Below are 18,329 nucleotides of genomic sequence, written 5' to 3' on the forward strand. Positions count from 1 at the left end.
GATGAGCGATATCGCCTCTGCCCGACGCATGATGGCCGCCTTCATCTTCATCGTCTACGGGCCGATCTGCTGGGCCTCGCAGCTTCTGATGATCTATGGCGGCCAATCGGCCCTCTGCGCCTTCGGCACGGTAAGCCAGCCGGCGATAACGATCTATGTCGTCGTGGCCAGCATCGTTACTGCGGCGCTTGCAGCGGCTGGGATGATCTGGCCCGGCGGACTTTACCGTCTCATGGCCGGCGAGCCGCCTGCCCCCGACCAACGCGGCTTCCTCTTTTGGGTGATGCGGGCGCTAAACGCACTCTCGCTGCTCGCCATGCTCTACGCCGCATTGGGCTCGGTGATGCTGCCGGCCTGTGGCGCGCTGCGGTAAGAGGCCTGCCGAAGCATCAGCTCGCATTGGCGAGATACGCCTCGAGCGCACCGACATCGATCCGCTCGGCATGCAGACCGTATTTCGTCCGGCGCCAAAGGATGTCCTCGACCGTTCGCGCCCACTCGTTGCGCATGAGAAAATCCACTTCTGCCGCATAGAGCCCGGCGCCGAAATCGTGGCCGAGGTCATCGGCGGATTCTGCTGATCCCAGAATCACTTGCGCCTCGGTGCCATAGCGACGGATCAACTTTTCGGCTTCGCTGCCGGAAAGAAAACCGTACCGCTCCTTGAGCCCGGCGACTTCGGTTCCGAATCCGTTGACGCCAAAGGCCCCACCCGGCAATTGCGCCCCGGCAGTCCATTTGCTCTTCCGCGTGCCCAGCGCCGATTCCACATGCTCCAGCGCAGCCTCGGCCAACCGGCGATATGTGGTGATCTTGCCGCCGATCACGGTCAGCAGCTTGGGCTCCTCCCCTTCGCCTGTGACCTTGAGCACATAGTCGCGCGTCGCCTCCTGCGCCTTGGATGCGCCGTCATCATAGAGCGGGCGCACGCCGGAATAGGTCCAGACGATATCGTCGCGGCCGATCTCGCTGGCGAAGTAGCCATTGGCGGCTGCGATCAGGTAATCGATCTCGGCTTCGGAAATCGAAGCCTCCGCCGGATCGCCGGAGAAATCGGCGTCGGTGGTGCCGATCAGGGTGAAATCGCGCTCATAGGGAATGGCAAAGAAGATGCGGCCATCCGAGTTCTGGAAGAAGAAACAGCGCGGATCGTCGTAGAGCCGCCTGACGACGATATGACTGCCCTTGACCAGCCGGACCGCATGGCTGTGCGCCGAGCCGAGGACCTGTTCCACCCACGGCCCCGCGGCGTTGACGAGCATTTTGGCCGTGATCGTCTCCTGAGTGCCGGTGCTCTTGTCGACGATCTCGATATGCCACAAACCGCCCTCACGGCGCGCGCCAACCACCTTGGTCCAGGTGCGGATCGTCGCGCCGCGGGCCGCAGCGTCGCGGGCGTTGAGCACGACGAGGCGCGCATCGTCCACCCAGCAATCGGAGTATTCGAACGCCGTGGTGTGGCCGGGCTTCAGGACCTTGCCGAGCGGATCCTGCGTCAGGTCGCGCGTCGCGGTCGGCGGTAGGCGCTTGCGGCCGCCGAGATGGTCGTAAAGGAACAGCCCCAGCCGCAGCAGCCATTTGGGCCGCAGGCCCTTGTGATGCGGCAGGACGAACCGCAACGGCCAGATGATGTGCGGGGCCATCGACCAGAGGATTTCCCGCTCGATCAGCGCCTCGCGCACCAGGCGGAATTCATAGTGCTCGAGATAGCGCAGCCCGCCATGGATCAGCTTGGTCGAAGCCGACGAGGTGCCCGAGGCCAGATCGTCCATTTCGGCCAGGAACACCGAAAACCCCCGTCCCGCCGCATCGCGCGCGATGCCGCTTCCATTGATGCCGCCGCCGATGATGAAGAGATCGACCGGAGCCGATGGGGAAGGAGAACCAGAAGACATGCCGCAATCCGTAGCGCGAATTGGGCGCCAATACGAAGGGAAAGTTACGGTTTGATGGCAGCCGATTCCAACAGCCGCCGCGCCGATTTGAGATGCGGGCGGTCGACCATCCTGCCGTCGAGCTTGATGGCGCCGGCCCCCGGATTGTCGGCGAACGCGGCGACCACCGCCTGGGCATGGGCGATTTCGGCGTTGGTGGGCGCAAAGGCGTCGTTGATGACGCCGATCTGGCTGGGGTGAATGGCCAGCATTCCCGTGAACCCGTCCCGCCGCCCGCGCTTGGCATAGGCTGCGAGCCCGTCCGTGTCGGCGATGTCGGGATAGACCGTCTCGATGGCCGGAACGCCGGCGGCGTGAGCGGCGAAAAGCGCTAGGTTGCGCACCAGTTGGTAAGGGGCGGTATAGCTGCCATCTTCCTCGCGCGCGCTGGTGGCGCCGATGGCGGCGGGCAGGTCCTCGGCGCCCCAGGTGAGCCCGCACAACCGGCTGGCAACCGCGCCATAGGTGCCCAGCCCGAAGATGGATTTCGGCGTCTCGGTGGCGATGGGCAGGATCTTTGTATCGAGCAGGCCCAGCATCGCCGCGAGTTCAGCGACCGAGCTTCCCGATTCCGATTTCGGCAAAACCAGCCCGTCCGGGCGGGCCGGCAAGATGGCTTCGAGATCTGCCGCGACCTCTGAACTCCCCAGCGGATTGACGCGGACAAAGAGCGGAACAGGCCGGGTAGCAGAGCCGAGAAAGCGGGCGACATCCTTGCGGGCCCACGGCTTTCGCTCGGACAGCACGGAATCCTCGAGATCGAGGATCACCGCATCGGCACCGCTGGCCACCGCCTTTTCCATGCGGTCGGCGCGGTCACCGGGGACGAAGAGCAGCGAGCGCAGCCTCATTGCGGCCTCCGCTGCACCAGCGCGGTGCGCGTGCAGGTGCAAACGACCTCGTCTCGCTGATTTATCGCGTGGTGCGAAAAGGTGACGATGCCGGCCTTGGGGCGGCTTTCCGATGCGCGCAGTGAAATCACCTGGGATTCGGCGCGCAGGGTATCACCGACAAACACCGGCCGAGGCATCTTCACCGCGTCATAGCCAAGATTGGCGACGAGGGTGCCCAGGGTGGTTTCCCCCACCGTAAGCCCCACCATCAGCGCGAATGTGAACGTCCCGTTGACCACGATGCGGCCGAATTCGGTATCGGCGGCATATTCCGCATCGAGATGCAGCGGCTGGGGGTTATGGGTGAGCGCGGTGATGAGGAGATTGTCCGTCTCGGTCACGGTGCGGCGGATGGGGTGGGCGATGACATCGCCCACGGTCCATTCCTCATAATAACGTCCGCTCATCGGCCTTCCTCCCCGATCCGCACCAGCACCGCGCCTTCGGTGACCTGATCGCCCACCGCCGCCGTGACCTCCTCGACCACGCCATTAAACGGTGCGGACAGAGTGTACTCCATCTTCATCGCTTCGAGGATGAGCAACGTGTCGCCTTTTGAAACCTCCTGCCCGTTCTGTACGGCGATGGCGCTGATTTTGCCGGGAATCGGGGCGGCAATCGCCCCATCGCCCGCAGCAGCGCCATGGCTGGCTTCAGTACGGTCCGGGGTGAAGGCGAAAACTTCGCCCCCGTAGGCGATGAGGGCTTGGTGAGGTGACTTGCGAATAAGCCGGGGCGCTTGCGTTCGTGGCGCCCCCCTCATCCGACCGCTTCGCGGCCACCTTCTCCCACCAGGGGAGAAGGGTAGAGGGGGCAACCGCGAGTTCGGAGCTTGCGGCCCATGCACAAAAGCTGGCCCCAGGGGCCCCTTCTCCCCTGGTGGGAGAAGGTGGGCCGGCGAAGCCGGGTCGGATGAGGGGGGCGCGGCAAGCACAAGGCTATCGCCAAACCGCATCCGCACCTCGCGGCGCTGCTCGGCGTTCATGCGGAAACCGACAAGCCGCTGCCACGGCCCCTGCCCTTCGGGCAGGAAGGATTGCGCCGCCAGTTCAAGCACTTGCGCCGATGGCTCACCAGATCGAGTCAACGCCTCGCCGTGCCGCTCGATGAAGCCCGTATCGACTCCTCCCGCGCGGAACTCGGCATTGCCAAGCACGCGGGCGAGGAAGGCGGCGTTGGTTTTGACCGGATAAATCGCGACGGCCTCACACGCCGCGCGAAGCCGGTCGACCGCCTGCTCCCGTGTTTCGCAGGTAGCGATCAGCTTGGCGATCATGGGGTCGTAGAACGAGGTGATGGCATCGCCCCGCTCCACCCCGGTCTCCACGCGCACGCCCCCTGGAAGATCGAAAATCTCGAGACGCCCCGTCGAAGGCATGAAGTCCCTGGCGGGGTCTTCGGCATAAAGCCGCGCTTCGACGGACCAACCCGAAAAACGCAGATCTTCCTGCGACTTGGGGAGATGTTCTCCCGCAGCGATTCTCAATTGCCACTCGACGAGATCGACGCCGGTGATCTGTTCGGTGACGGGGTGCTCGACCTGCAATCGCGTGTTCATTTCCATGAACCAGACGCGATCGGGCTTGAGGCCCTCCGTAGCATCGGCGATGAACTCGATCGTGCCCGCCCCTACGTAGTTGACGGCTTGGGCGGCTTTAACGGCGGCGGCGCAGATGGCCTCGCGGGTCACCTCGTCCATGCCCGGCGCCGGGGCTTCCTCGATCACCTTCTGGTGGCGGCGCTGCACCGAGCAGTCGCGCTCGAAAAGATGCACCACATTGCCGTGCCTGTCGCCGAATACCTGCACCTCGATATGGCGCGGGCGGGTTATGTATTTTTCGATCAGGACACGATCGTCGCCGAATGCGGCTTTGGCTTCGCGCCTGCAGCTTTCCAGCGCGGCAGAAAAATCCTCTTTCCTTTCGACCCGTCGCATCCCCTTGCCGCCCCCGCCGGCTACGGCCTTGATAAGCACAGGATAGCCGATCTCGTCGGCGGCGGGGATAAGCCGGTCGAGCGACTGATCTTCGCCCATGTAACCGGGCGTGATCGGCACGCCCGCTTCGGCCATCAGCCTCTTGGCGGCATCCTTCAAACCCATGGCCTCGATGGATGCCGGATCGGGGCCGACCCAGGTCAGGCCCGCATCCATAACCGCCTGCGCGAACTGCGCATTTTCCGAAAGAAACCCGAAACCGGGATGGATGGCATCCGCGCCTGATTCCTTGGCCGCCGCGATGATCTTCGCGCCATCGAGATAGCTCTCGCTGGCGGGCGACGGGCCGATATGGACCGCTCCGTCGGCCATGCGCACATGCAACGCACCGGCATCGGCATCGGAAAAAACCGCAATCGTTTCAACGCCCATGCGCCGAGCGGTGCGGATGATGCGGCAGGCGATTTCGCCGCGATTGGCGATGAGGAGACGCTTGACCATCGCTTACATCCTGAAAAGCCCGAATTGCGGGCGGTCGGGGATCGGTGCGTTGAGCGTCACGCGGAAGGCCAGGCCCAGAATATCGCGGGTTTGGGCGGGATCGATGATGCCGTCGTCCCACATTCTGGCCGTCGCGTAATAAGGGTTGCCCTCAGCTTCGTATCGCTCGCGGATAGGATTCTTGAAGGCCTCCTCGTCCTCCGCGCTCCAGTTTTCGCCCTTGGCTTCAAGGCCATCGCGCTTGACGGTGGCCAGCACCGAGGCGGCCTGTTCCCCGCCCATGACGGAAATCCGGGCGTTGGGCCAGGTGAACAGGAAGCGGGGGGAGTAAGCGCGTCCGCACATTCCGTAATTGCCGGCGCCGAAACTGCCACCGATGATGACGGTGATTTTCGGCACCGTGGCGGTGGCGACGGCGGTGACCAGCTTGGCGCCATCCTTGGCGATTCCGCCGGCCTCGTACTTGCCGCCGACCATGAAGCCGGAAATATTTTGCAGGAAAAGCAAGGGGATGCGACGCTGACAGCACAGTTCGATAAAGTGCGCGCCCTTCAGCGCGCTTTCGGAGAACAGCACGCCGTTGTTGGCGATGATGCCGATTTTTGTGCCCCAGATCTCGGCAAATCCGGTAACGAGCGTTGTGCCATATGCGGCCTTGAACTCCTGAAATCGGGCGTTGTCGACCAATCGTGCGATCACCTCACGAACATCGTAGGGAGCCCGGACATCGGGAGGAATGATCCCGTAGAGCGCCTGCATATCGTCAATATACGGGTCGGGGTCGGGGAATGTGTCCGTGATCGGCGCCTCTGTTCGGGGTAGCGTATCAACGATGTGCCGAACGATGGTCAGGGCGTGCTCGTCGCTCTCGGCGATGTGGTCGACCACGCCCGATTTTCGCCCATGCGTATCGGCCCCGCCAAGTTCTTCGGCGGAGATGATTTCGCCGGTCGCGGCTTTCACCAATGGCGGACCTGCGAGGAAGATCGTTCCCTGATTGCGAACGATGACCGTCTCGTCGCTCATGGCCGGGACGTAGGCGCCGCCGGCGGTGCAGGAGCCCATGACGGAGGCGATCTGGGGGATGGATTGCGCCGACATCTGCGCCTGATTGTAGAAGATGCGGCCGAAATGGTCGCGGTCGGGAAACACTTCGGCCTGGTAGGGCAGATTGGCGCCGCCGGAATCGACCAGATAGATGCAGGGGAGCCGGTTCTCCAGCGCGATCTCCTGGGCGCGGAGGTGCTTTTTGACCGTCATGGGGAAATAGGCGCCACCTTTGACGGCGGGGTCGTTGCAGACGATCATCACAAACCGGCCCGAGACCAGCCCGATGCCGCAGATCAGACCGGCGCCGGGGGCTTCGCCATTGTAGAGGCCGTGGGCGGCAAGTTGGCCGATTTCGAGGAAGGGCGAGCCGGGATCGAGCAGGCGTTCGACGCGCTCACGCGGGAGGAGCTTTCCGCGTGCCGTGTGGCGCTGACGCGCGTGCTCCGGGCCGCCAAGCGCGGCCTTGGCGATTTGCTCGCGCAGTTCGGCCGCGAGGGCGCGGTTCTTTTCGGCGTTGGCCCGGAAAGCGGGATCGGCCGAGTTGATGGCGGAGTGGAGGACAGGGCCGGTCATCAGGCGCCTCCATCCGTTTTTTGCCCCCACGCCAGCGGCGCTCTACCCTTCTCCCCTGGTGGGAGAAGGTGGCCGCGAAGCGGTCGGATGAGGGGGGCGCTGAGGTTGCGACGCCAGTGAGGGTGTGCGTTGAAGCTCAGCGCCCCCCTCACCCCCGGCCCCTCTCCCACCAGGGGAGAGGGGGGCTCTTGGGGCAAGCGCCGCTGAAAAACAGCGATTTCAAGGGTACTCATATCCCGATCACCTCCCGCCCGATCAAAAACCGTCGGATCTCGTTGGTCCCCGCGCCGATATCATAGAGCTTGGCATCGCGGACGAGGCGCTCCACCGGCCATTCCTTGGTATAGCCGGCGCCGCCCAGCGCCTGAACGGCTTCGAGGGAAACCTTCACCGCGTTTTCGGAGGCCAGCAAAATGGCGCCGGCGGCGTCGAAGCGGGTGGTCTTGCCGGCATCGCACGCTTTGGCGACCGAATAGACATAGGCGCGGGCCGAGTTGAGCGCGACATACATATCGGCGATCTTGGCCTGCATGAGTTGGAACGACCCGATGGGCTGGCCGAACTGCTTGCGGTCGCGGATATAGGGAAGAACCGTATCGAGGCACGCCTGCATGATGCCCAAGGGGCCAGCAGCGAGGACGACGCGTTCGTAGTCCAAACCCGACATCAGGATCTTCGCCCCCTGCCCTTCGCTCCCCATGACGTTCTCGGCCAGCACCTCGCAATCGGTGAAGACCAGTTCGGCGGTGTCCGAGCCGCGCATGCCCATCTTGTCGAGCTTGGGGGAGACGGAAAAGCCCTTCATGCCCTTTTCGATAATGAACGCGGTGATGCCTTTGGGGCCTGCGGCGGGATCGGTCTTGGCGTAAACCACCAGCACGTCGGCCTTGGGGGCGTTGGTGATCCAGAACTTGGTGCCGTTGAGGGTGTAGCTATCGCCCTTCTTTTCGGCCCGCAGCGACATGGAGACGACATCGGAGCCCGAGCCGGCTTCGGACATGGCCAGCGCGCCCAAATGTTCGCCCAAGATGAGCTTAGGCAGGTATTTGCGCTTCTGCTCCTCGTTGCCCCATCGACGGATCTGGTTGACCGCGAGATTGGAGTGCGCGCCATAGGAGAGGCCGACCGAAGCCGAGGCGCGGGAGACTTCTTCCATGGCGACGCAATGTTCGAGATAGCCCAGGCCAAGGCCGCCATGCTCCTCCTCTACCGTGATGCCGTGCAGGCCGAGCTCGCCCATTTCCGGCCAGAGGTCGATGGGGAAGGTGTTGGTTTCATCGATCTCGGCGGCGCGCGGGGCGATCCTGTCGGTGGCGAAACGGTGGGTGGTTTCGCGGATGGTGTCGGCCATTTCGCCGAGGGAGAAGTCGAGATGGGTCATGTTAGTGGGTCTCCGCGATGGCTTCCGGATTTTGCTGCAGCGCCAGCGGCAATCTTCCCTTCTCCCCTTGAGGGAGAAGGTGATCTGGGACAAACATCGACGTTGAAGGTTGTGCCGGCTCAGAGCCCCCCTCATCCGCCCCTTCGGGGCACCTTCTCCCACCAGGGGAAAAGGGTAGTGCTGGGCGGCGTTTCGGCAAGAACCGAGACGTTGCCAAAAGAGCCCCCTTCTCCCCTGGTGGGAGAAGGGATGGGGATGAGGGGGGCGCTGAGGTGGTGGTGGACAGCGGGACTGCGCTCATCCCCAACTCCGTTTCTCGACGAAGATCAGCGCGGGGTTCTCCAGCAGCCGCTTCAGCCGCTGGATGAACTTCGCTGCCTCATAGCCATCCACGATGCGATGATCGAAGCTCGAAGAGAGATTCATCATGGTGCGGACCGTCACCTGATTGTTGATGAACACCGGGCGGCCGATCAGCTTGTTGGGGCCGATGATCGCCACTTCGGGGTGGTTGATGATCGGCGTCGCCGCCACGCCCCCCAAGGCGCCGAGGCTGGTCAATGTTATGGTGGAGCCCGAGAGTTCATCCCGCGACGCCCTGCCCTCGCGGGCCGCGTTGGTAACGCGGCTCATTTCGCGGGCGCAGTCCCAGATATCGAGCGCTTCGGCGTGGCGTACGACGGGGACCATCAGCCCATCGGCGGTTTGCGTCGCGATGCCGATGTGGATGGGCTCAAACTGGTGCAACACGCCGGCTTCGGAATCGAAATGGGCGTTGATGAAAGGGAATTCGGGGAGCAGTTGCGCCAGCGCCCGCATGAAGAACGGCAGCAGCGTGAGCTTGGGTTGGGTGCCCTGGCGCGAGGCGTTGATCTCCCGGCGCAGGCCCTCGAGCGCCGTCATGTCGCAATCTTCCACATAGGAGAAATGCGGGATGGTGCGGGCGGAGAGCTCCATGCGCTCGGCGATCTTGCGACGCAGGCCGATGATCTTGACCTCATTGACGCCATGGCGCTCGCGGGCCGCTGGCGCGGGGGCGCGGGATTTGAGATAGGCGTCGAGGTCCGCGTCGGTGATGCGCCCTTCCGGGCCGGTGCCGGTGACGTCCGCAAGATCGATCGAGAGGTCCTCGGCGCGGCGTCGGGTGGCCGGGGCGGCGAGGATGGGGGAGGCGTTCTCCATGGGATCGCCGGCCCCTCCCTCCCCCGGTGTCATCCCGGCCTCGAGCCGGGATCCAGTACGCTCGGCGGATGCGAGAGGCGCGGCGGAAGATCGATCCCCGGCGCCGAGTTTACTGGATCCCGGGTCTTCGCCCGGGATGGCGGTGGTGTGTTTGGCGGCGGGGAAAGATGGAGTCGCCGTCGCTTCGACATCCCCCTCCCCCTCGATCTCCAGCTCCACCAACACTGAACCCACCGGCGCCTTGTCCCCTTCGGCCCCGTGCAGCTTGAGCACCTTGCCGGCCACCGGCGAGGTCATGTCGATGGTCGCCTTGTCGGTCATGACGTCAACGAGGGTCTGGTCCTCCTCGACAATATCGCCGACCTTGACGTACCAGGCGGTGATCTCGGCTTCGGCGACGCCCTCGCCGATGTCTGGAAGTCGGAACTCAAACGTCTTCATGCGACGGCCTCCACGCAGCGCTTCAAAGCCTTCATCACGCGGGCCGGGCCGGGGAAATAGTCCCATTCGAAGGCGTGGGGGTATGGCGTGTCCCAGCCGGCGACGCGCTCAATGGGCGCGCGCAGGTGGTAAAAGCACCGCTCCTGCACCAGCGCGGAGAGTTCGGCGCCGAAGCCGCCATAGCGCGAAGCCTCGTGGACGATGACGCAGCGGCCGGTCTTTTTAACCGAGGCGGCGACGGTGTCGATATCGAGCGGCACGATGGAGCGCAGATCGATGAGTTCGGCGTCCACGCCCGATTCCTTGATGGCGGCGGCGCAGACATGGACCATGGTGCCATAGGCGAGGACGGTGGCCTCGCGGCCCTCGCGGACGATGGCCGCAGAGCCGAGGGGGATGGTGTAATGGCCGGCGGGGACTTCGCCGGAGGGGTGCTCGGCCCAGGTGGTCAGCGGCTTGTCGTGATGGCCGTCGAAGGGGCCGTTATAGAGGCGCTTGGGTTCGAGGAAGATCACCGGATCGTCCTCCTCGATGGCGGCGAGAAGCAGGCCCTTGGCGTCATAGGGATTGGACGGGATCACGGTTTTCAGTCCCGTGACGTGGGCGAAGATCGCCTCGGGGCTTTGCGAATGGGTCTGGCCGCCGAAAATGCCGCCGCCATAGGGCGAGCGCACGGTGATGGGGCACCAGAATTCGCCGTTGGAGCGATAGCGCAGGCGGGCGGCCTCGGAGACGAGCTGGTCGTAGGCGGGCAGGATATAGTCGGCGAACTGGATTTCGATAATCGGGCGCAGCCCATAGGCGCCCATGCCGATGGCGGTGGCGACGATGCCGCCTTCGGAAAGGGGGGAATCGAAACAGCGGGTTAGCCCGTGTTTTTGCTGCAGGCCTTCAGTGACGCGGAACACGCCGCCGAAATAGCCTACGTCCTCACCGAAGATCAGGGTGTCGGGGTCGGTGGCGAGCTTGACGTCGAGGGCGGAGTTGAGCGCCTGGATCATGTTCATGCGGGGCATGGGGAAAGCTCCGAGGCGTGAGAAATGGACTTGGCGCTCGCCCCAAACTCCGCGAGGGGAAGCGGTCGGAACAGAGCCACCCGGCCCGCCCCAAATCCCACCGTCATCCCGGCCTTGAGCCGGGATCCAGTATGCTCAGCGGTCAAGGGAGCCTCAGCGGGTGCATCGCCAGCGCGGAGTGTACTGGATCCCGGGTCTTCGCCCGGGATGACGGGTTGGCGGTGGGGAGGTGTTGGGGATCGAAGGTAGGACAGCGCAGTCATCCTCAGACTCCCGCCTCGCGCCGCTGCTCCAGAATCCGCCAATCCGGCTCGGCGAAGACGTCTTCGAACATTTCGCGCGGGTTGGGCTTGGAGACGCCAAGCGTGCCGATGGCTTCGGCTTGTTTGACGGCGGCTTTGATCTCGGCGGTCAATTCGGCGGTCAGCGCCTCGTGGCGCTCGTCGGACCATTCGCCGAGGGCGATGAGGTGCTGTTTCAGGCGCTCCAGGGGATCGCCCAGGGGCCATCTGCTCGCCTCGTCCTCGGGGCGATAGCGGGTGGGATCGTCGGAGGTCGAATGGCCGGCGGCGCGGTAGGTGAAAAATTCGATGAGCGTGGGACCGAAATTGGCGCGGGCGCGGTCGGCGGCCCAGAGGGTGGCGGCGTAGACGGCGAGGAAATCATTGCCGTCAACCCTGAGGCCCGGAATGCCGTAGGCCAGCGCCTTGGCGGCGAAGGTGGTGGCCCCTGCCCCAGCGATGCCGGAAAAGGACGAGATGGCCCATTGGTTGTTTTCGACGCAGAGAATAACCGGCGCCTTATAGACCGAGGCGAAGGTCAGCGCCTCGTGGAAATCGCCCTCGGCTGTGGTGCCGTCGCCCACATGGCCGACCGCGATGGCGTCGTCGTGCTTATAGGCCGAGGCCATCGCCCAGCCCACGGCGTGGCCGAAGCGGGAGCCGACATTGCCCGAGAGGGAATAAAAGCCGTAATCGCGGGCCGAATAGAGGATGGGAAGCTGGCGGCCGCGCAGAGGGTCGCGCTCGTTGGAAAAGATCTGGTTGCAAAGGTCGAGCAGCGGATAGCCGCGCGCCATCAGCCAGGAGAGCATGCGGTATGACGGGAAGTTCATGTCGCCCGCTTCCAGGGCAAGCGCCTGCGCGGCGCCGATGGCTTCCTCGCCCAGGGACTTCATGTAGAAGCTGGTCTTGCCCTGGCGGTGGGCGCGGAACATGCGATCGTCGAAAAGGCGCGTCTTGAGAATGGTGCGCAGGCCGGCGCGCAGCGTGTCTGGATCGAGGCGCGGGTCCCACGGGCCGACCGCCCTGCCCGCCTCGTCGAGGACGCGGACCAGGCCATAGGGCAGATCGCGCAGGGCGGATTCAGGCTCGGCGATATCGGGGCAGCGGGTGGCGCCCGCTTCGGAGACCGCGATGTGGGAAAAATCGGGCTCCTGCCCGGGACGCGCCGGCGGCTCGGGCACATGCAGCGAAAGCTGTGGCCGATTGGGCTTGGCAGCGGATGCGCGGTCGTCCATGTTGCTCTCCTCCCCGATTGCAACATTCCAACAATCCGAATACTACTACCAATCGAGGGGGAAGTTATGACTTCGTTTTCGGCATTTTCCCCCGATCCGTAGATATATTGTCCTCAATATTGGGACAGCTTGAGGAGGCAATCGCATTGGACGATATGGACCGCAAAATCCTCTCGGTTCTACAATCGGATTCGAGCCAGTCGGTTGCCGAGATGGCCGAAAAAGTGGGACTTTCCCATACCCCGTTCTGGCGGCGATTGAAGCGGCTGGAAAAGGACGGGGTGATCCGCGAGCGGGTTTCGATCCTCGATCCGCAAAAGCTCGGGCTCGACATCACGGTGTTCGCCAACATCAAATTGCGCCAGCACGACGAGGAGACGCTGGAGGCTTTCGAGCGGGAGGTGGCGGCGTTTCCCGAGGTGGTGGAATGTTATTCCATGAGCGGGGAGACCGACTATGTGGTTCGTGCGCTGGTCGCCTCGATCGAGGAATATGAGCGGCTTTTGAAGCGCAGGCTGTTGCATTTACCGGGCGTTGTGGCCATCAACTCGCATTTCGCGCTCAAGTGCATAAAGCTGACGACGCGCCTACCGCTTTAAGCAGGGAGAGACGGTTTGAAAATTCTTGTACCGGTCAAGCGGGTGCTCGATGCCAATGTCGCCGTGCGGGTGAAATCCGACGGCACGGGGGTCGAGCTCGCGAACCTGAAAATGAGCATGAACCCCTTTGACGAGATCGCCGTCGAAGAGGCGGTCAAGCTCAAGGAGGCGGGTGTGGCGAGCGAGATCGTCGCCGTCTCCATCGGGCCGGCGCAGGCCCAGGATACGCTGCGCACGGCGCTGGCGATGGGGGCCGATACTGCGGTGCTGGTCAGGACCGACGAGACGGTGGAGCCGCTGGCTGTGGCCAAGCTGCTCAGGGCGATTATCGAGCAGCAGAACCCGGATCTGGTGATCATGGGCAAGCAGGCGATCGACGACGATTCCAACCAGACAGCGCAGATGCTCGCCGCCCTGCTCGGCTGGCCGCAGGCGACGTTTGCCTCAAAGGTCGTGATCGATGGCGGCAAGGCGATCGTGACGCGCGAGGTCGATGGCGGGCTCGAGACGCTGGAGATGGCGCTGCCGGCGGTGATCTCGACCGATCTGCGCTTGAATACGCCGCGCTATGCTTCGCTGCCCAATGTGATGAAGGCCAAGAAAAAGCCGCTCGAGGAAGTGGACGCGGCCAGCCTCGGGGTTTCCCTCGCGCCGACGCTGAAGGTGGTTTCGACGGCCAGGCCGGCGGATCGCAAGCCGGGGTCGAAGGTGGGTTCGGTGGCCGAGCTGGTGGACAAGCTCAAGAATGAGGCACGGGTGATATGACGATTCTGGTTGTTGCCGAACACGACAATACCGATCTCACGATTGCCACCGGCAAGGCGGTCGCCGCCGCGCAGAAGATCGGCGGGGATATCCATGTGCTGGTGGCTGGCGCGGGCTGCGCCGCCGTGGGCGAGGCGGCGGCGAGGCTCGATGGCGTGGCCAAGGTGCTGGTGGCGGACAATGCCGTTTATGAGCATCAGCTTGCCGAGCCGATTTCCGAGCTGATCGTCAACCTTGCCGGCGGGTATAGCCACATCGTTGCGGCGGCGACGACTTCGGGCAAGAACACGCTGCCGCGCGTCGCCGCGCTGCTCGATGTGATGCAGGTGTCCGATATCACCGCCGTGCTGGGCGAAAAGACCTTCGAGCGGCCGGTCTATGCCGGTGCCGCCATCCAGACCGTGGAGGCAAGCGCCGACAAGGTTGTGGTCACCGTGCGCGCTTCGGCGTTCGATGCGGTCGGCATGGGCGGATCGGCGAGTATCGAGGCGGTGGATTTCATCGCGTCCGAGCCCAAGGTCAAATTCGTTTCGCGCGAAACCGCCGCGAGCGAGGGGCCGGAACTGGCCAATGCGCGGATCGTGGTGTCCGGCGGGCGGGCGCTGGGTTCGGAAGAAAAATTCAACGAAGTGATCAAGCCGCTGGCCGAAAAGCTCGGCGCCGCCATCGGGGCATCCCGCGCCGCCGTCGATGCCGGCTATGCGCCCAATGACTGGCAGGTGGGCCAGACCGGTAAGGTCGTGGCACCGGACCTTTACATCGCCGTCGGGATTTCCGGGGCGATCCAGCACCTGGCGGGGATGAAGAACTCCAAGGTCATCGTCGCCATCGACAAGGACCCCGAGGCGCCGATCTTCGGGGTTGCCGATTATGGGCTGGTGGGGGATTTGTTCGAGATCGTGCCTGAGCTGACCAAGGCGTTGTAGCTGGGGGACGTTTCGGGGCAAAACCCCTTCTGGGGCTTTCTTGCCTTGCGGGTCTCCGGGTCAAACCGAAGACCCGCAACCTAGCCGCGTCCGCTGAAGATGTTTTTCACCTCAGCCCGGCTGCGCGCCCAGCCGGACGACGGCGCGGGCGCCGGCCGAAATCGCCGCCGCCAGCGCGGCGGCGGGCGCTTCGCCGCGCAATTCGGCGGCCAGGAAGCCGGCGAGGAAGGCGTCGCCGGCGCCGGTGGTGTCGATCACCTCGACGGTTTCGGCAGGCAGCACGACGGGCGCGGCATCGCGGGTGGCAAGGATAGCGCCTTGGCGGCCGCGCTTGAGGACGATGCGGGGGAAGCGGGTGAGCAACGCCGTGACCTGGACATGCGGATCGGGCGAGCCGGTCAAAAGCGCGGCCTCATCGGCGTTGGGGAAGAGGGTTTCGGTTCCCGCGATCCAATCCAGGAATGCGTCCGGACCGACAGCGGAAAGCGGACCGATCGAGGCGGGATCGACGCTGACGGGAATGCCCTTGGCGCGCGCGGCGGCGATCAGCGACCGGACGGCAGCACGGGGAGTGGGTTCGAACAGCGCGTAGCCGGAGATGTGGAGGCGGCCGGCGCCCTCGAGCAGGCTCGACGGAAGATCGTCTTCAGAGAGGTAGGCGTTGGCGCCGCGATCGGTCAGAAAGCTGCGCTCGCCGTCGGGATCGACCATGCAGATCAGGGTGCCGGTGGGATGGGCCTCGTCGGGGGCGAGGTGGGCAGTCACCCCCTGCCCCTCGAAATGGCTGTCGAGCCGGGCGGCATCGGCGCTGCCGACCCGGGCGGCGAAATGGGCATCGACGCCCAGGGCGGCGAGCCAGACGGCCTGATTGGCGCCCGAACCGCCCGGCATCTGGCGGATGGTGGCAGGCGTGTCGGTGCCGCGCGCGATGGGAGCATCGGGACGGACGAGGATGTCGGTGATGACATCACCGACCACGAGAACGCGGGCGGTCATCGCCGCACCCAAGGATGCGATATCGCCGTCGCCATGAGGTCAGTCCTGCGCCGAAAGCGCGACGGCGATTTTGGCGGCCACGGCGGCGTTGTTTTTGACCAGCGCGATATTGGCGACGAGGCTTTTGCCGTCGGTCAACTCGAAAATCCGGTTGAGCAGGTATGGCGTCAGGTCCTTGCGGGTGACGCCCTGCGCGTCGGCATCGGCGATGGCGGCGGCGATGCGGGTGTTGATCTCGTCGGCATCGAGCGCATCGGCTTCGGGGATGGGATTGGCAACGAGAACGCCACCGTTCATGCCGAGCTGGGCCTGGGTGGCTATCAGGGCCGCGACCTCCTCGGCGGTGTCGAGGCGGTAGTCGACGCCGTGGCCGGACTCGCGCGCGAAGAAGGCCGGGAACGCGTCGGTACCGTAACCGATGACCGGAACGCCATTGGATTCAAGAACTTCGAGGGTTTTCGGAATGTCGAGGATCGACTTGGCGCCGGCACAGACCACGGCGACGGGGGTTTGGGCCAGCTCGGTCAAATCGGCGGAAATGTCGAAAGTCGTCTCCGCGCCGCGATGCACGCCGCCGATGCCGCCGGTGGCGAACACCTTGATGCCGGCCATGTGGGCGATCTGCATTGTGGTGGCGACGGTGGTGCCGGCGGTGAGCCCCTTGACCAGGATAGCGGCGAGGTCGCGGCGGGAGGCCTTGGCGGCCTTGAGCCCGGTCTGGGCGAGTTCCTCCAGCGTTTCCCCCGCGACGCCCACATGGCACTTGCCGCCCATCACCGCGATGGTCGCCGGCAGCGCGCCATTGTCGCGCACCACCTGTTCGACCGCCAGCGCGGTCTCAAGGTTCTGCGGATAGGGCATGCCGTGGGTGATGATCGTGGATTCGAGCGCCACGACCGGCTGGCGATCGGCCAGCGCGTATCTGACCTCGGGGGAGATGGAAAGGAAATCGGACATGGGATGGCGCCTCTGTGTTTCGCGGCGATGCAGAGCACAGGTGGAAAGGGAGTGCAAGCGGGACCATTCTGCCCCTCAAGGCATCGGAGCATATCGAGGCTCGAATCGACATGTTGCCAACCGACCCCTCAACACCGCAGACGCGGCCATTCAACACCATCAATATGGGGACGTTGTTGCCATCGATGCGCGGCTTTGCCGTTTCATCGCTAACGCGCTGGAAGAGCTGACGAAACTGATCGTCACCTATCTCGACAGCGATCTCGTTCCCCTGCCCGTCTGAGGGAACCGGCGCAGCAGCAAGCTCGTTACCCGATCACGCTTTCGGAGGCGAGTTTGCCAGCAACCAGCAGCAGCGGAAGAGATGGTGGCAGCATGATGCCGATGGGCCTGCTGCGCGGCGTGGGGGCGGCGCTGATCTTTGCGCTGCCCATGCTGATGACCATGGAGATGTGGGAGCTGGGCGTCACGCTGGACCGCTGGCGGCTGGTGGGCCTTTTGGCCGTGAGCTTCCCGCTTTTCCTGCTGCTCTCGCGCGAGATCGGGTTCGAGCCTACGCGGGAATGGCATGAGGATGTGCGCGACGTGACGATCGCCTATGGCATCGGGATCGTCACCAGTGCCGCCATCATGAGCGTCCTCGCCATTCTGGGAGTTCCGGGAACGCCCAGCGAGATCGCCGGGCGGATCGCCATCCAGACTGTTCCCGCCGCCCTGGGCGCCATGCTGGGGCGCGCGCAATTCAGCGACGAGGAGGGCGATCCGGGCCAGAAGGAGGAAACCTTCGGGGGCGAATTGATCATCATGGCGGCGGGGGCGCTGTTCCTGTCGTTCAACGTGGCGCCGACCGAGGAGATGCAGCTTATCTCCTTCCGCATGGGCGCTTGGCACGCGCTGGCGCTGATCCCGCTGTCGCTAGCCATCATGCACGCCTTCGTCTTCGCCGCGTCTTTCGCGGGTGGCAGCGAGCTTTCGCCCGACACGCCGTGGTGGAGCGCGTTCCTGCGCTTTACGGTTTCCGGCTACGTGACCGCGTTGGCGATCAGCGTGGTGGTCTTGTTCCTGCTCGGCCAGCTCGATGGAATGAGCATCGAACGCGCGTTGCGGGTGACCGTGGTGCTCGGATTTCCCGCCGCTATCGGCGCGGCAGCGGCGCGGCTGATATTGTAGAGGACCCAATGGCGACCAAGGCGCAGACGCAAACCAGGACACGGCGGCAGACCAAGGATAAGAGCGGCGAGGGCGAGCCGCGCCAGCAGAACGGGCAGGCCGAACGAATTGAATGGATCGTGGCCGCATTCAGTTCGGTGATCGTTCTCGCGCTGGCCGGGTTCATTCTCTACGAGGCGATCACCAAGACAGGCAGCGAACCCGATATCAGGTTCGAATTTGCCAAAGCGGTGCCCATGAGCGAAGGCCACGCCATCGAGTTCCTTGTGCACAATGATGGCCATGTCACAGTGGCCGACGTGCAGATCGAGGGAACGGCAGAACTGGGCGGCGGCGAGAGCGAAACCAGCACGGTGACGCTGGATTATCTGCCAGCGGAAAGCGACACCGAAATCGGCCTGGGATTCTCCCAAGAGGTGAACCCGGAGCAGGTTACGCTCCGGGTTCTTGGCTATACCTATCCGTAGTGGTTGCGGCCCCGCCTATCGCG

Annotated in this window: 18 protein-coding genes; 7 read left to right on the top strand and 11 right to left on the bottom strand. The window is 64.4% G+C overall.

Translation table 11 applies throughout. The features are described 5' to 3' along the window. Position 1: 1 nt before the first annotated feature. The gene (locus NO934_RS00775) at positions 2-373 is read left to right on the top strand and encodes a hypothetical protein (RefSeq protein ID WP_309161613.1); all 372 of its coding nucleotides are present in this window, start codon (positions 2-4) and stop codon (positions 371-373) included. Positions 374-389: 16 nt separating this feature from the next. On the opposite strand, the gene glpD is transcribed toward NO934_RS00775, so the two are convergent. From glpD to NO934_RS00820, 9 genes are all read right to left on the bottom strand, one after another. After that, positions 390-1,895 (bottom strand): glycerol-3-phosphate dehydrogenase, encoded by a 1,506-nt coding sequence (glpD, locus tag NO934_RS00780; RefSeq protein ID WP_309161615.1) that lies wholly within the window; start codon positions 1,893-1,895, stop codon positions 390-392. A gap of 44 nt (positions 1,896-1,939) precedes the next feature. After that, the gene (locus NO934_RS00785; protein WP_309161616.1) at positions 1,940-2,785 is read right to left on the bottom strand and encodes a CoA ester lyase; all 846 of its coding nucleotides are present in this window, start codon (positions 2,783-2,785) and stop codon (positions 1,940-1,942) included. Continuing rightward, positions 2,782-3,234, bottom strand: coding sequence for a MaoC family dehydratase (locus NO934_RS00790; protein WP_309161617.1), 453 nt, complete (start codon positions 3,232-3,234; stop codon positions 2,782-2,784). The genes NO934_RS00785 and NO934_RS00790 overlap by 4 nt, the downstream gene beginning before the upstream one ends. After that, entirely contained in the window at positions 3,231-5,264 is a 2,034-nt protein-coding gene (locus NO934_RS00795) for an acetyl/propionyl/methylcrotonyl-CoA carboxylase subunit alpha (protein WP_309161619.1), read from the bottom strand. Before NO934_RS00795 ends, NO934_RS00790 begins: the two co-directional genes overlap by 4 nt. Before the next feature lie 3 nt (positions 5,265-5,267). Next, complete coding sequence (locus NO934_RS00800; protein WP_309161620.1) at positions 5,268-6,887, bottom strand: carboxyl transferase domain-containing protein; 1,620 nt, start codon at positions 6,885-6,887, stop codon at positions 5,268-5,270. A 229-nt stretch (positions 6,888-7,116) separates the two neighbouring features. Then, positions 7,117-8,268 (bottom strand): isovaleryl-CoA dehydrogenase, encoded by a 1,152-nt coding sequence (locus NO934_RS00805; protein WP_309161621.1) that lies wholly within the window; start codon positions 8,266-8,268, stop codon positions 7,117-7,119. Positions 8,269-8,565: 297 nt separating this feature from the next. Further along, positions 8,566-9,891: a dihydrolipoamide acetyltransferase family protein gene (locus NO934_RS00810; protein WP_309161622.1), complete on the bottom strand. Its 1,326-nt coding sequence runs from the start codon at positions 9,889-9,891 to the stop codon at positions 8,566-8,568. Next, entirely contained in the window at positions 9,888-10,907 is a 1,020-nt protein-coding gene (locus tag NO934_RS00815; RefSeq protein ID WP_309161624.1) for an alpha-ketoacid dehydrogenase subunit beta, read from the bottom strand. Before NO934_RS00815 ends, NO934_RS00810 begins: the two co-directional genes overlap by 4 nt. Before the next feature lie 265 nt (positions 10,908-11,172). Continuing rightward, positions 11,173-12,426: a thiamine pyrophosphate-dependent enzyme gene (locus NO934_RS00820; protein ID WP_309161625.1), complete on the bottom strand. Its 1,254-nt coding sequence runs from the start codon at positions 12,424-12,426 to the stop codon at positions 11,173-11,175. 155 nt (positions 12,427-12,581) lie between these two features. On the opposite strand from NO934_RS00820, the gene NO934_RS00825 reads away from it, so the two are divergent. Genes NO934_RS00825 through NO934_RS00835 form a run of 3 tightly spaced genes read left to right on the top strand, consistent with a single transcriptional unit; the run spans position 12,582 to position 14,716 of the window. After that, a complete protein-coding gene (locus NO934_RS00825; RefSeq protein ID WP_309163775.1) occupies positions 12,582-13,025 on the top strand; it encodes an Lrp/AsnC family transcriptional regulator in 444 nt (147 codons plus the stop codon). A 15-nt stretch (positions 13,026-13,040) separates the two neighbouring features. Continuing rightward, positions 13,041-13,790 (top strand): electron transfer flavoprotein subunit beta/FixA family protein, encoded by a 750-nt coding sequence (locus NO934_RS00830; protein ID WP_309161626.1) that lies wholly within the window; start codon positions 13,041-13,043, stop codon positions 13,788-13,790. Then, the gene (locus tag NO934_RS00835) at positions 13,787-14,716 is read left to right on the top strand and encodes an FAD-binding protein (RefSeq protein WP_309161628.1); all 930 of its coding nucleotides are present in this window, start codon (positions 13,787-13,789) and stop codon (positions 14,714-14,716) included. The genes NO934_RS00830 and NO934_RS00835 overlap by 4 nt, the downstream gene beginning before the upstream one ends. 111 nt (positions 14,717-14,827) lie before the next feature. Here the strand turns inward: NO934_RS00835 and NO934_RS00840 are convergent, their stop codons facing one another. Beyond that, entirely contained in the window at positions 14,828-15,712 is an 885-nt protein-coding gene (locus NO934_RS00840; protein WP_309161629.1) for a sugar kinase, read from the bottom strand. Positions 15,713-15,751: 39 nt separating this feature from the next. Then, positions 15,752-16,669 (bottom strand): pseudouridine-5'-phosphate glycosidase, encoded by a 918-nt coding sequence (locus NO934_RS00845; protein WP_309161630.1) that lies wholly within the window; start codon positions 16,667-16,669, stop codon positions 15,752-15,754. Here NO934_RS00845 and NO934_RS00850 point away from each other — a divergent pair. The 3 genes from NO934_RS00850 (at position 16,668) to NO934_RS00860 (ending at position 18,306) form a co-directional block, all read left to right on the top strand. Next, positions 16,668-16,952: a hypothetical protein gene (locus tag NO934_RS00850; protein WP_309161631.1), complete on the top strand. Its 285-nt coding sequence runs from the start codon at positions 16,668-16,670 to the stop codon at positions 16,950-16,952. The genes NO934_RS00845 and NO934_RS00850 overlap by 2 nt on opposite strands. A gap of 92 nt (positions 16,953-17,044) precedes the next feature. Next, positions 17,045-17,839 carry a TIGR02587 family membrane protein gene (locus NO934_RS00855; protein WP_309161632.1) on the top strand — a complete coding sequence of 265 codons (795 nt, stop codon included), beginning with the start codon at positions 17,045-17,047 and terminating at the stop codon, positions 17,837-17,839. A gap of 8 nt (positions 17,840-17,847) precedes the next feature. Beyond that, positions 17,848-18,306 (top strand): hypothetical protein, encoded by a 459-nt coding sequence (locus tag NO934_RS00860; RefSeq protein ID WP_309161634.1) that lies wholly within the window; start codon positions 17,848-17,850, stop codon positions 18,304-18,306. Positions 18,307-18,329 lie beyond the last annotated feature (23 nt).

It is taken from the genome of Pelagibacterium sp. H642 (genome assembly GCF_031202855.1).
Classification (GTDB): Bacteria; Pseudomonadota; Alphaproteobacteria; order Rhizobiales; family Devosiaceae; genus Pelagibacterium.

Bases quoted from the DNA above. Each gene is read 5' to 3' on its own strand.
- NO934_RS00805 (WP_309161621.1), bottom strand. From the start codon at position 8,268: ATGACCCATCTCGACTTCTCCCTCGGCGAAATGGCCGACACCATCCGC.
- NO934_RS00815 (WP_309161624.1), bottom strand. From the start codon at position 10,907: ATGCCCCGCATGAACATGATCCAGGCGCTCAACTCCGCCCTCGACGTC.
- NO934_RS00860 (WP_309161634.1), top strand. From the start codon at position 17,848: ATGGCGACCAAGGCGCAGACGCAAACCAGGACACGGCGGCAGACCAAG.
- glpD (WP_309161615.1), bottom strand. From the start codon at position 1,895: ATGTCTTCTGGTTCTCCTTCCCCATCGGCTCCGGTCGATCTCTTCATC.
- NO934_RS00835 (WP_309161628.1), top strand. From the start codon at position 13,787: ATGACGATTCTGGTTGTTGCCGAACACGACAATACCGATCTCACGATT.
- NO934_RS00795 (WP_309161619.1), bottom strand. From the start codon at position 5,264: ATGGTCAAGCGTCTCCTCATCGCCAATCGCGGCGAAATCGCCTGCCGC.
- NO934_RS00825 (WP_309163775.1), top strand. From the start codon at position 12,582: ATGGACCGCAAAATCCTCTCGGTTCTACAATCGGATTCGAGCCAGTCG.
- NO934_RS00775 (WP_309161613.1), top strand. From the start codon at position 2: ATGAGCGATATCGCCTCTGCCCGACGCATGATGGCCGCCTTCATCTTC.
- NO934_RS00855 (WP_309161632.1), top strand. From the start codon at position 17,045: ATGATGCCGATGGGCCTGCTGCGCGGCGTGGGGGCGGCGCTGATCTTT.
- NO934_RS00845 (WP_309161630.1), bottom strand. From the start codon at position 16,669: ATGTCCGATTTCCTTTCCATCTCCCCCGAGGTCAGATACGCGCTGGCC.
- NO934_RS00840 (WP_309161629.1), bottom strand. From the start codon at position 15,712: ATGACCGCCCGCGTTCTCGTGGTCGGTGATGTCATCACCGACATCCTC.
- NO934_RS00810 (WP_309161622.1), bottom strand. From the start codon at position 9,891: ATGAAGACGTTTGAGTTCCGACTTCCAGACATCGGCGAGGGCGTCGCC.
- NO934_RS00790 (WP_309161617.1), bottom strand. From the start codon at position 3,234: ATGAGCGGACGTTATTATGAGGAATGGACCGTGGGCGATGTCATCGCC.
- NO934_RS00785 (WP_309161616.1), bottom strand. From the start codon at position 2,785: ATGAGGCTGCGCTCGCTGCTCTTCGTCCCCGGTGACCGCGCCGACCGC.
- NO934_RS00850 (WP_309161631.1), top strand. From the start codon at position 16,668: ATGGGATGGCGCCTCTGTGTTTCGCGGCGATGCAGAGCACAGGTGGAA.
- NO934_RS00800 (WP_309161620.1), bottom strand. From the start codon at position 6,887: ATGACCGGCCCTGTCCTCCACTCCGCCATCAACTCGGCCGATCCCGCT.
- NO934_RS00820 (WP_309161625.1), bottom strand. From the start codon at position 12,426: ATGGACGACCGCGCATCCGCTGCCAAGCCCAATCGGCCACAGCTTTCG.